Origin of the sequence: Longirhabdus pacifica, from assembly GCF_004115085.1 — a bacterium.
Lineage (GTDB): Bacteria > Bacillota > Bacilli > Paenibacillales > DSM-105158 > Longirhabdus > Longirhabdus pacifica.
The window spans coordinates 210,057-222,914 of sequence record NZ_QXJP01000004.1 but is presented as its reverse complement, the minus strand read 5'-3'; the positions used below and the strand labels follow the sequence as shown (position 1 = coordinate 222,914).

Sequence of the window (12,858 nt, the reverse complement as noted above, 5' to 3'; positions counted from 1 at the left end):
TAGATGAGCGAAACGAATACTTCTATACAAATTGTAATGCCAAAATTGGCAGAGAGTGTTGTCACAGCAACGGTAGCGAAATGGTTGAAGCAACCAGGTGATTTCGTAGAAGAGTATGAACCCATTTGTGAGATGATTACAGATAAAGTAACCGCAGAACTGCCAAGCACGGCTACGGGAACATTGAAGGAAATATTAGTAGAAGAAGGAGATACCGTCGAGGTAGGTACGGTATTATGTATGCTGGTAGATGAAGCAGCAGGCAGCACACCAGCTGTTGCAGATAGCAGCAAGCAAGATGTACAAAGCAGTACCAGCACAGCTACAACGAAAAGTGATGTAGCTAGTGTAACAACAAAGCAAGATAGCGCAATGAAAAAGCGTTACTCACCTGCAGTAAGAAAACTAGCGGATGAACATGACATTGATCTTTCTCTTGTTACTGGGACAGGAATGGGTGGAAGAGTAACGAGAAAAGATGTAAAACAATACATAGCTAGTGGTGCATCATCAGCTTCTATACCTCGAAGAAGAGAAGAAATCATACAGGCAGCTCCTGAAGCTATGGCATCACCAACTGTTGAGCCAACTCAGGTCCAGTCTGTTGTGCAGTCACCTACAGAACATCATGGCGAAGTGATAGATGGTCAATACGAAGTACCGATTCACCCCATTCGCCGTATCATAGCGGAAAGAATGAAGCAATCCGTTACAGAAATTCCTCACGCTTGGACGATGGTGGAAGTCGATGTAACGAACCTCGTTCAACTACGCAGCAAACATAAACAAACCTTTTTGGAAAAAGAGGGTGTACCACTTTCTTATTTAGCATTTGTCATGAAAGCATTGGTTCAAGCTACTAAAAAATATCCTATGCTTAATGCTACATGGTCAGAAGAAAGTATTAAAGTAAATAAAGATGTTCATATTTCATTAGCAGTAGGTACGGATGACACCGTGTCTGTTCCTGTTGTCAAACATGCTGATCGTAAAAATATTGCTGGACTAAGTCACGATATTTATGAACTTACGATGAAAGCTCGTTCCAACAAATTATCCCCTAGTGATGTACAAGGTGGAACGATAACACTAAATAATACAGGTTCTTTTGGAGCGATTATGTCGCAACCTATTATTACCTACCCACAAGCAGCAAATGTGACGTTTGAGTCCATTGTGAAACGTCCTGTTGTCATTGATGATATGATTGCCATTCGCCATATGGTGAATGTATGCTTGTCTTTGGATCATCGTATATTGGATGGGGTTATATGTGGTAAATTCCTGCAAGAAATAAAGCACCAGTTAGAATCTTATGATGTAAATACGAATATTTTCTAAATCTTAAATTAGAAAAGAATAGAATAGAACATACAAAATTACGCCTCACATATGGGGCGTAACCATTTTTTTATGAGAGTGAGCTGAAGCAGCTTATCAAGCTGCATGAGGTTTAAAAACTACTAAATATAGTTAAGCTCATCGTTACAGTAGTCAAAAGCATAGCAGCGATGATCATGTAAATAACGAATTTTTGAAATTTTTTATGTTTGCGCTTCATACTATACAAAACTCCTTTGCTAATCATTAATGAGACATGTATAGGCTAAGTGTAACATAGATCGAAAAAAGAAACTATGTATATAAAATAAAGAAATGATGGGATATAAGTTTACGGCTCAGTAGCCAGGCGTAAAGGTTGGGATGTAGAAATTTGTGTTCCACTATATTACCATATATAATGATGGAAAAAGTACTGAATAAACAATGAAACTTGGAGGAAAAGACATGATTAATGAAAAACGTATCGTTGATGAGTTCATGGAACTTGTACAAGTAGATAGCGAATCTAAATTTGAGCGTCAAATCTGTGATCTTTTAACGAAAAAATTTAAAGCTTTTGGTTTAGATGTAATGGAAGATGATGCTGCAGAAAAAACGGGACATGAAGCGGGAAATTTAATTGTAACCATGAATGCAACGAATGGCTATGAAGATAAAGACATGATCTATTTTACTTCTCATATGGATACGGTTGTTCCTGGGCGAGGAATTAAACCTCAAATTGATGATGATGGATACATAAGAAGTGACGGTACTACGATTCTAGGCAGCGATGATAAGGCTGGTATTGCATCCATATTGGAAGCGATAAAAGTATTGCAGGAAAACAACATTCCTCACGGGCCACTTCAATTTATTATTACGATTGGTGAAGAGGGCGGATTGTTCGGAGCAAAAGCATTGGACCCTAGTCACGTAAAAGCAAAATACGGCTATGCATTAGATTCCAATGAAATTGTTGGAAACGTGGCATGTGCTGCGCCATCGCAATCCAAAATTGATGTAACCGTGCTTGGAAAATCAGCACATGCAGGAGTGAATCCTGAAAAAGGTATTAGCGCTGTCGTTGTTGCTTCTAAAGCTATCGCGAACATGCCGTTAGGTCGTATCGATCACGAAACAACGGCTAACATCGGTGTCATTGAAGGTGGTAAGGAAACGAATATCGTAGTAGACGAAGTAAATATTAGAGCAGAAGCACGTAGTATTGATAGTGAGAAATTAGATAAGCAAGTCGCAGCAATGAAAGAAGCATTTGAAAAAGCTGCAGAAGAAGCGGGAACAAAAGTTAATTTTAATAGTGAAATTATTTATCCAAGTTTTCTTCATGATGAAACATCAGAATTAGTACAAGTGGCGGAGAAAGCCATTCAAAAAGTAGGTAGAGAAATGCATTTGTTCCATAGTGGAGGGGCAAGTGATGCTAATATCTTTAACGGTATGGGTGTACCAACGGTGAACTTAGCACTTGGGTATGAAAAAATTCATACGACAGAAGAACAGATGCCGATCAAAGAATTATTGAAATCTGCAGAACTTGTTGTAGCAATTATTGAGGAAGTTGCGAAATAAAGTAATCTGTTGATAGTATACAGCGAATAGGAACAGCTTGGTAAAGTTAATAAAGCTCTATCTAAAATGTAATGATTTTAGGTAGAGCTTTTTTCATGGTATTATATGATGGTGAAACAAGCACATATAACAACTAGAGGTGATAAAGTTGAAATTTGCATACTCATACTATTGTTCTATACATATTTTAGTATTAAGAAATGATGAAATACTTCTGATGAAGAGAAAAAATACAGGCTATGAAGATGATAAGTGGAGCGTTGTTTCTGGTAAATTAGATGGTAATGAAACCGTCATCGATGCGGCAATTCGAGAAGCAAAAGAAGAAGTAGGCATTACCGTGTCTCCTTCCGATGTTCGTGTTATTGGTGTAACTCAACGGAAAGAAATGACAGAGTGGATTGATTTTTATGTAACCTTAAATACATGGGAAGGAGAAGTAACTAACGTTGAAGAGGATAAATGTGAGCAATTAGCATGGTTTAACCAAGAGGAATTACCTGAGGGTATGATTGAACATGTGAGACAAGCATTGGAACAAAATCGTGACAGCATGTGGTTCCGAACATATGGGACGTTTAAGTAAATCTAGTTTATTTTTTTTCCTGAAATCTCTACATCATAACCATCATTTCTTCTTCTTATTTCTATTCATGGAGAATAGTAAAAGAATAATACAAGATAAATCCAGATGGATGATCCATAAAGCGACTCTACCTTCCAAATCAGTAAGAATAAAGTAGGAGGACAAAATTAGAATAAACACAAAAATAATAATGAGCAGCTGGTAATCTGATTTTCCCATAAAAAAGAACTCCCTTGGTACAAAGTTGCAATAAGTATACCATATAAGCAAAATGCATTAAAATTTAAAGCTAACGCTTCCATTTGAGGGAACAAAACGGAAGCGTATTTTTTGCTGTAATACTAGTGAAGAAATAAAAAAGTTATGACTTTCTTGGACGCGGAACGCATACAGGAGTAAACACTCTTGATGAATTCGGTCTTAGAGTAATGACTTGAATATTTCTAGCTCTCTCTCCGGGTGCAATATTTGTAATGATAGTTTGTCCTAATCCACGAGGTGATCGAGAAATAACAATCGTTAAATCCCTCATTCCAACATGAATAGGACCTTCCAGTATATTTCTTCCATTTCCATTAATGACTAAAATAGATCCAGCTATTTGATATATATTATGGACACTAATATTATCTGTGTTAAATCTAACAGGTCTTAGAGTAGTGATTTTTTTTATTGGTTCTTTTTTCGTGATTTTTACTTTCTTCATTATTCTTTTAATAAGTGCTTGTCGTTGTTTATTTGTAATAGCCATACTTTCACCTCTTTTCACATACTTTTATTTAACATATGCGGAAAAGCATGAGGAGGTGTGGACTAGTTTTTTTAAATTTTTCTTAAAAATAATTTAAAATTTATACAAAATTAACTTTACTGTTTTGGCAAATATTGATAAATTATATGATAGAGCTAACAATTAAATTTAAACAATTAAGGGGGAAATGAGTGGAAATATTTAAAAATCGCCAATTTTTAAAATTATTTGCTGCTTCTTTTACTTCTCAAATGGGTACAGTGGTTGGTAATTTTGCGATTGCGTTTTATTTACTAGACCAGTTTAGTAATCAACCTTATTTAACGACACTTGCAGAATTGATGTACTCATTGCCAACTTTGTTTGTCTTTTTGTTTATTGGCGTTGTTGCGGATCGAATGGACCGGCAGAAAGTAGCATTATATTCCGATTGGATTCGAGCAATCATTACCATTTTCATTATTGTTGCCGTCATGATGGGATCTTTAGTACTAGTGTTTTTACTATTGTTTATAAGGTCAGGAATTTCCAAGTTTTTCATGCCTGCTCAAATGGGAATGTTACAAGGTGTTGTAGCTAGAGAACAATACCAGACTGCAGCTGGGCTTAATCAAATTATTTATAGTATGTTCATGTTATTCGGTGTGGGACTTGGGGCTTTTACTTACCGTACGATTGGTATTGAAGGGGCTCTGCTCATAGATGGCATCAGTTTTATTATTTCTGGTCTTTGTATTAAAGCGTGCAAAGTTCCGCTGGAAACGAGACAACCAAATGGCAAAAATCGTTGGAGAGATATAAATTTTCGTTCCTCCTGGAAAGATTTTAAACTTGGTGTCGCTTATGTACTTAAAAGTCGTTTGTTGGGAACGATATTGCTTGGTTTTTTAATTTTTGGCTTCGTAAATGGGGCTTTCGCAATACTACCTTTGTTTACGATGAAATTTAAATTAGCTCCTGACAATTACGAGTGGTATGCATCGTTGTTTGCTATTTTTATTGGTGCAGGCATGCTTGCAGGGAGCATCTTTGGAGCCACCATGAATCAAAAAATAAAACCGTACGTCGTTGTTACGTTTGGACTGTTAATAGCGGCTTGTTTTACAGCTACGTTAGGGTATGTTGGAAACGTGTGGTTGTATCTGTGTTTCATGTTTGTGATGGGAATGGTGCTAGCTCCTATTAATATTGCGCTAGCTGGTTGGCTACCAGAATTAGTGGAGCCAAAATTTTTCGGTAGAATTGAAGGGTTGATTGATCCCTTATTAATGTTGGCACAATCCATCATGCTCGGCAGTATTGCAGTGACTTATCCAAACTTAATAAAAGAAGTTGACTTTATTTACTATATAGTAGCTGGATTATTATTCGTAGTAGGGTTGTTCTTTATGAATACATTACCAGCATTAGCGAAAAAACACGCAAATCAAGAAAAAGCGCAAAGTAATGCAGTGCTATAAGATCATACAACGAGACATAAAAAAATAAGTAATATTCTTTTGGCTGTAAGGTAAAATTTTCTTAATTTAAAAGTAAATTCTAAGTAAATTTATAGGAGGGGAATATGAAAACTTTTATTTCAGATTCCAACGATCTTTCTTTATTCGAAACCGAAAAAATAGATAGTTACTGGAATGCATACTTAAGGGGATACGAACAGCATGTAGACATACCCAAATTAAGAAGTAAGGGGGCGGAGGAGAATACTTCATGGCAAGAAGTTGCTATATCTTTCTCTCTCTCCCAATCACGTCAATTGAAACAGTTTGCTCATTTTTGCAAAACATCCAAACAAAATATTTTACGAACGGCGTGGGGAATATTACTACAAAAATATAACGACGTAGAGGATTGTGTATACGGGGAATTAGCATATGAAAAGGAAGAGGATAAGTATGCAGAAGGTAATCCACTGATATGTCCTGTTCGTATTCAAACTGATCAGGAAATAACCACTCATCACATAATTCAGAATGTACATCAGCATGTTGCATCATACGGTCTAACACGATATTTGAAAATAGATGTGCTTTCCTCCGTTCACCATCTCTTATCTAATGCAGTGTTAACCTTTGCTGATAAAGCAATAGTAAATACGTGGCTAGCACAAGCGAAAGAACACTCCAGCGATGATCTATACTGTGTGATACAAGATGACGAGCAAATATCTTTTTCCATTGTTTATCGTGAACAAGTATATGCTATTTCATTTATCCAACAATTAACACAACATTTTATGTATCTTCTAGAGCAAATGGTAGAAAAGCCTTTCTCACAACCACGAGAGTTAGAACTAAACACATACTTACAAACAAATACATTACTGCAGTGCAATCAAAATGCAGCGGATTATCCCAAGCATAAATCGATTGTAGAACTATTTGAGCAGCAAGTGAGTCAACGGCCCAATCATCCTGCACTTTATTTTGAACACCAACAGTTAACCTACGAGCAGCTTGATCATGCATCGAATCAATTAGCTAGGCATTTGCTCGCTCATGGCGTATCAAAAGGAGATTTCGTGTCGGTGATGATGCAGCGTTCACCGATGATGATCATTACCGTATTAGGTATTTTAAAAACAGGCGCTGCCTATGTACCGATTGATCCTATTTACCCTCAAGAACGTATACAGTACATTTTATCCGACAGTATGGCTCCCTTTTTTATTGTTGACAAGGAAGTTGGAATTGTAGATTTGGAATATGAAGGACAAATCATATCGATAGATGCATTAACGTTAACTTCTTACGGTACGGATAGTATAGGGAGACGGAATGAACCAGAAGATGTGGCCAATATCATTTACACGTCAGGGTCTACAGGTAAGCCTAAAGGGACACTCATTACACACCAAAATATTATAAAAACAATGATAAACGGTGGCTATGTTGACATTACACCAGAAGATAAGTTGCTACAGCTTTCTAGTTTTGCTTTCGATGCTTTTACCTTTGATATGCACGGTGCACTTTTAAACGGTGCACAGTTAGTGCTAATTAAAAAAGAAGTACTATTATCACCGACAAAACTTTCCGCGCTCATCAAACAAGAACAAATTAGTGTCATGTTAGTCACTACGGCTTTATTTCATGTCCTTGTTGATGTCGATGTTAGTTGTTTAAAAGATGTTCGAAACATTTTATTTGGTGGGGAAAAGTGTTCCATAGAGCATGTACGCAAAGCATGGGATATTGTAGGGCCAAATCGTCTCGTCAACATGTATGGTCCAACAGAAACAACAGTGTATGCGACGTATTATCCAATCCAACATATTGATGCATCATGGGAAAGCGTACCGATTGGAAAACCAGTGCACAACACGAAAGTATATATTTTAAACAAACAGCAGCAATTACAGCCGATGGGAATACCAGGAGAATTGTACATTGGTGGAGATGGAGTAGCTAATGGCTATCTTCATAGAGAAAGTTTAAGTAAGGAAAAGTTTATGAAAGATCCGTTTATTCCAGGAGCAGTGATGTATCGCTCAGGAGACAGAGCTAGATGGCTCCCTGACGGAAGCATAGAATTTATGGATCGATTAGATCAGCAAGTGAAAATTAGAGGTCACCGGATTGAAATTGGTGAAATTGAAAAGCAGCTGCTTGTTCAACCTATGGTGCAGACAGGTGTGGTGATGGTTTCTAAAGATGGGCATGAGCATTCCTTTCTTACTGCTTATGTTGTACTTCACCCGGATGCTTCTATGGATGATGTGAAACAAAACTTGGCAAGAACATTACCACCATATATGATGCCAACGTATTTTATTAGCTTGCCATCCTTACCGTTAACAGCCAATGGCAAAGTAGATAAAAGGGCGCTTCCTGATCCAGAGCAGCATACAGAGAACACTCCACGTGTAAAACCATCAAATGCAACAGAAGAAATGTTAGTGGCGATGTGGAAAGAGGTATTGCATCTATCCACAATAAGTACGAACGATCACTTCTTTAAAATAGGCGGTAATTCATTAAAAGCAATGCTGCTACTAGCAAAAATAAATCAACAAATGAGAGTGGAACTTACCATGAGTGAAGTGTTTGACATGCCTACTATTCAAGCGCTTGCGAAACGAATACAACATGTACAAAAAACAAATGCTTCTTACATTCAACCCGTTCTTAAAACGATAGAAGAGCAAGCGTACTACCCTGTTTCTTCTGCGCAAAAGCAAATGTATGCAATTCAAACATTAGATGAAACCAGTTGTAGTTATAATGTACCGTTGTTGTGGAAAGTAGAAGGAGTAATAAATAAACATAAGTGGTTACATGCATTACAATCTATCGTCAATAGACATGAGATTTTACGAACTTCTTTCCATCTAATCGAGGGTGAATTGATGCAAAAAGTGCACCCTTCATCTGAAATCTCTTATGCTGAAGTGCATGTGAAGTGTGAGGAAGAAATAGATGAAGCAATTGCTAGTTTTATTTCCCCATTCTCATTTCATACGCCAAAGCTACTGCGAGCGGGTTTTATATATGTAAACAATAAGCTGAACATGTTGATCATTGACATGCATCATATGATTACAGATGGTACGTCGATGGAATTGTTTAAAAAGGAGCTTTCTGCAATATATGAAGGAAAAGAAGTACCATCTTTAGCACATCAATATAAAACGTACGCTGTGTGGCAGCATGACATGCTGCAAAGTGAAAGATTACAAAAACAAAAGCAGTTTTGGTTAGAACAATTTGAAGGTGAACCTCCTATTTTACAATTACCTACTGATTTTCAAAGGGGGATAAGACAAACATTTGAAGGCAGCACTTTCACATTTCAGTTAGAGAAGTCACTGACTCAAAGCATATATACAACGGCAGCAAAATATGACGTAACAACGTACATGTTATTATTGGCCGCTTATCATGTACTGTTATCCAAATGTACTGGTCAACATCATATTGTTGTGGGAACTGCAGTTGCCGGCAGATCGCATAGTGAGTTAAACGATGTCATCGGAATGTTTGTAAACTCATTACCTTTACAAATTAAATCAGATAAAAAGCAGTCGTTTGAACAGTTTTTAAAAATGGTGAAAGCCAATGTCTTGCAAGCATATGACAATGCGGACTATCCATTTGAACGACTTGTAGAGGAACTAGGGCATGTAAGAGATGCTAGCCGTAATCCACTGTTTGATACGATGTTTATTTTACAGAACATAGATAGAACCCCACTGCATATTTCTGGGGTGACATTACAAGAACAGAAAATAGATAGTAAGCATGCCCGATTGGATTTAACTTGGGAACTAATAGAAACAGCAAATCATATAGATGTCACCTTGGAGTACAATACAGCTTTATTTACAGAAGACACTATTGCTAGGATGGCAGAACAGTATCGGTATGTATTGCAGCAATTGATAAATAGTCCAACAACTTCTTTTGTTGATATAGAACTCGTACCACCACGTCAAAAGAATCAAATAGTAGAACAGTTTAATGATACAAAGACACCTTTCCACGAAGATAAGACCATTCAGCAAATGTTTGAGCATTATGCCCAGACGATACCTGAAACGGTTGCTGTCGTATTCAAAGATCAGCAGTTAACATACCGTGAGCTGAATAGAAGAGCCAACGATGTGGCATTAGTGCTGAGAGAGAATGGGGTTAAGGTAGATCAATTTGTTGGTGTAATGGTTGAAAGATCATTAGAGATGATCGTATCTATTTTCGCAGTACTAAAAGCTGGTGGTGCATACGTCCCAATAGATCCTACTTATCCAGCAGAACGTATACAGTACATGCTGGAAGATAGTGAAACAAATTATTTGCTCACCCAATCCCATATATCAGTCCCTTCCACATTTAAGGGGCAAAAAATACTAGTAGACATAGAGCGGTTTAAGCGAGGGAGAACGGATATTATAGAGCACTGGAATACACCTCAAGATTTAGCTTATATGATTTACACCTCGGGTTCTACTGGGAAGCCAAAAGGGGTAATGATAGAGCATCAAGGAGTATGTAGCTTTCAGCTTATTCATTCCATCTTCGGTATGGGCAGAGGCAACCGAGTGTTACAGTTTGCTTCTTTAAGTTTTGATGCTTCCGTAGCGGAAATATTTTTAACCTTATTGTCTGGTGGAACCTTGTATGTGGAAGAAAAAAACGAGCTAATTTCTAATTTAGTAGATTATATGGAACGGAATGAGATTACCAGTGCCATTTTGCCACCGAGTATGCTGCGTAATTTGGAATATAGGGATTTACCTCATTTAAAGACGCTAATTACGGCAGGAGAAGCTTGTTCTCTTCCACTTATTAAAACATGGGGAAAAGGTAGAACCTACGTTAATGGATATGGTCCAACGGAAGGGACAGTAGGGGCAACGAATGCAATATTCCCAAATGGGGAAGGTAGTCTATCCATCGGCAAGCCAGTGCCCAATATGAAAATTATGATTCTTAACGAAGACAACCAACTGCAACCGATCGGTGTTACCGGAGAACTTTGTATCGGTGGGGTTGGGCTTGCAAGAGGTTACTGGAAACGCCCGGATCTAACGGCAGAAAAATTTATTGATAGCCCTTTTAATAGTAATGAAAAAATATATAAAACCGGGGATCTTGCTCACTGGCTTCCTGACGGTAATATTCAGCTGTTGGGACGTATGGACCACCAAGTGAAAATAAACGGTCATCGCATAGAATGTAATGAAATTACCGAGGTCATATTAAAACATCCAGATGTCCATGAAGCGATTGTCATGGATACAAAAGAGAGCGATAGCGTTTACTTGTGCGCCTATATTGTAGTGGTTGATACCGGCAGCATAACAGCAATAAGAAAATATGTTTCTGACATACTGCCACAATACATGGTTCCATCTTACTTTGTACCGATAGAAAAACTCCCACTCACAGCAAATGACAAGGTGGATCGCAAGGCACTTCCAGACCCAAAACAACAGATGTACATGGACTCGTCGTATAAACCACCAACTAATGCAATGGAAACAAAATTAGCATCCATTTGGGAGGATGTTCTAGACGTTGAGAAAGTAGGGGTAAATGATGTTTTCTTGGCGTTAGGTGGAGATTCCATCAAGGCAATTCAGATTGCAGCTCGCTTAAATAACGAACAATACCACATTGATATTAAAGATGTATACGAGTACGCGACCATCGCTGAGCTAGCACCGATGGTAAAACGAAGAAATATGACATCTGAGCAATGTGCGGTAGAGGGGCATGTTCCTTTAACTCCAATACAAACTTGGTTTTTTGAGCAGCACTTGCCAATATGTAATCACTGGAATCAAGCGGTTATGTTACAACATGAACAACGCTGGAATGCGGAAAAAATAAATGAAGTTTTCTCTCATCTTGTGAAGCATCATGATGCGCTTAGAATGTGTTATACGTTAGATGCTAAGGTGAAACAAATGAACAACGGAGTGGAGCATCAACCTTATTCCTTGCATGTTTATGAGCATGATGCATGTGATGATGTACAACAAACCATTGCACAGGAAGCAAATCGTTTGCAAAAAATGCTGAACATAGAAAAAGGACAGTTGATGCAGCTAGGTCTATTTCACAGTCAGGAAAAAGATTATTTGCTCATTGTCATTCATCATTTAGTTATCGATGGCGTATCTTGGCGTATTTTACTAGAAGATTTTCACACCGCGTATGAGCAGCTTAGGAATGGAAAGAGCATTTCGCTTCCGAAGAAGACAGACTCCTTTCAAGCATGGAGTCAACAGTTAATCCAGTATAGAAGGAGTAAAGAGCTAGAACAAGAAAGCGTGTATTGGAAGGCAGCAGAAGGAAGAGATGTCCCTTCACTACCTAAGGATAGGAACGGAAATACGATTTGCTACTTGAAAGATAGTAAGACTGTTTCTATTCATTTGAGCGAAAAGGACACAAATGACCTACTTACCAACATTCATGGTATTTATCATACAGAAATGAATGATGTATTGCTTGCTGCGCTGATTATGGCTTTACAAAAAAGTATGCACATTACTACTTCTTCTATCCTGTTAGAAGGTCATGGACGAGAAGAGATTGGCTTGCAGATGAACGTTTCCAGAACCATTGGTTGGTTTACTTCTATGTATCCTGTGCATTTCACTTTACCTTCAGATAAGGTTGCAGACGTCATTATGCATGTGAAAGAAACATTGCGAAGTGTTCCGAACAAAGGTATTGGTTATAGTGTGCTGAAGTATTTATCTTCTGCAGAACATTCATTGCAATTTAAGCATCAACCAGAGATAAGCTTTAACTATTTAGGTCGGTTTAATCAGCACGAAAGTGAAGGCGGACTTCAACTGGATACGACGTTGACTGGAGAAGCTTTTCACCCATTGACCCCATTAACAGCAGCTATAGATATCAATGGCATGATAGAGGATGACAAACTGAAATTTGTTCTACGTTACAACCCGCATCTATTTTTAGAAAGTACGATGACGGCATTTGCCACACGATATGAGCAATCTTTACTGGATATATCACAACATTGCATGCAGCAGGAACATCGTGTATACACACCTAGTGACTTTACTGCGGAAGACATAAGTGTGGAAGAACTAGACAATTTTTTAAACATGTTGGATTAATGATAAGGA

At 37.8% G+C, this 12,858-nt stretch carries 8 protein-coding genes; 5 read left to right on the top strand and 3 right to left on the bottom strand.

What is annotated here, in order from left to right; genetic code table 11:
* Nucleotides 1-3 precede the first annotated feature (3 nt).
* Entirely contained in the window at nt 4-1,341 is a 1,338-nt protein-coding gene (locus D1Z92_RS04900; RefSeq protein ID WP_128894542.1) for a dihydrolipoamide acetyltransferase family protein, read from the top strand.
* A gap of 112 nt (nt 1,342-1,453) precedes the next feature.
* On the opposite strand, the gene prli42 is transcribed toward D1Z92_RS04900, so the two are convergent.
* Entirely contained in the window at nt 1,454-1,561 is a 108-nt protein-coding gene (gene prli42 / locus D1Z92_RS17220; RefSeq protein ID WP_164931457.1) for a stressosome-associated protein Prli42, read from the bottom strand.
* Nucleotides 1,562-1,788: 227 nt separating this feature from the next.
* On the opposite strand from prli42, the gene D1Z92_RS04895 reads away from it, so the two are divergent.
* Nucleotides 1,789-2,916, top strand: a complete 1,128-nt coding sequence (locus tag D1Z92_RS04895) for a M20/M25/M40 family metallo-hydrolase (protein WP_128894541.1) — start codon at nt 1,789-1,791, stop codon at nt 2,914-2,916.
* 139 nt (nt 2,917-3,055) lie between these two features.
* Nucleotides 3,056-3,502, top strand: coding sequence for an NUDIX hydrolase (locus tag D1Z92_RS04890; RefSeq protein ID WP_276318862.1), 447 nt, complete (start codon nt 3,056-3,058; stop codon nt 3,500-3,502).
* Nucleotides 3,503-3,544: 42 nt separating this feature from the next.
* Here the strand turns inward: D1Z92_RS04890 and D1Z92_RS17215 are convergent, their stop codons facing one another.
* Nucleotides 3,545-3,721: a hypothetical protein gene (locus D1Z92_RS17215; RefSeq protein ID WP_164931456.1), complete on the bottom strand. Its 177-nt coding sequence runs from the start codon at nt 3,719-3,721 to the stop codon at nt 3,545-3,547.
* Between the two features lie 142 nt (nt 3,722-3,863).
* Nucleotides 3,864-4,253, bottom strand: coding sequence for a hypothetical protein (locus tag D1Z92_RS04885; protein WP_128894539.1), 390 nt, complete (start codon nt 4,251-4,253; stop codon nt 3,864-3,866).
* 191 nt (nt 4,254-4,444) lie between these two features.
* Between D1Z92_RS04885 and D1Z92_RS04880 the strand changes: the two genes are divergently transcribed.
* On the top strand, nt 4,445-5,713 hold the full coding sequence (locus D1Z92_RS04880; RefSeq protein ID WP_128894538.1) for an MFS transporter: 1,269 nt from the start codon (nt 4,445-4,447) through the stop codon (nt 5,711-5,713).
* A gap of 104 nt (nt 5,714-5,817) precedes the next feature.
* Nucleotides 5,818-12,849 carry a non-ribosomal peptide synthetase gene (locus D1Z92_RS04875; RefSeq protein ID WP_128894537.1) on the top strand — a complete coding sequence of 2,344 codons (7,032 nt, stop codon included), beginning with the start codon at nt 5,818-5,820 and terminating at the stop codon, nt 12,847-12,849.
* Nucleotides 12,850-12,858 lie beyond the last annotated feature (9 nt).

Bases quoted from the DNA above. Each gene is read 5' to 3' on its own strand.
- D1Z92_RS04900 (WP_128894542.1), top strand. From the start codon at position 4: ATGAGCGAAACGAATACTTCTATACAAATTGTAATGCCAAAATTGGCA.
- prli42 (WP_164931457.1), bottom strand. From the start codon at position 1,561: ATGAAGCGCAAACATAAAAAATTTCAAAAATTCGTTATTTACATGATC.
- D1Z92_RS04895 (WP_128894541.1), top strand. From the start codon at position 1,789: ATGATTAATGAAAAACGTATCGTTGATGAGTTCATGGAACTTGTACAA.
- D1Z92_RS17215 (WP_164931456.1), bottom strand. From the start codon at position 3,721: ATGGGAAAATCAGATTACCAGCTGCTCATTATTATTTTTGTGTTTATT.
- D1Z92_RS04885 (WP_128894539.1), bottom strand. From the start codon at position 4,253: ATGGCTATTACAAATAAACAACGACAAGCACTTATTAAAAGAATAATG.
- D1Z92_RS04875 (WP_128894537.1), top strand. From the start codon at position 5,818: ATGAAAACTTTTATTTCAGATTCCAACGATCTTTCTTTATTCGAAACC.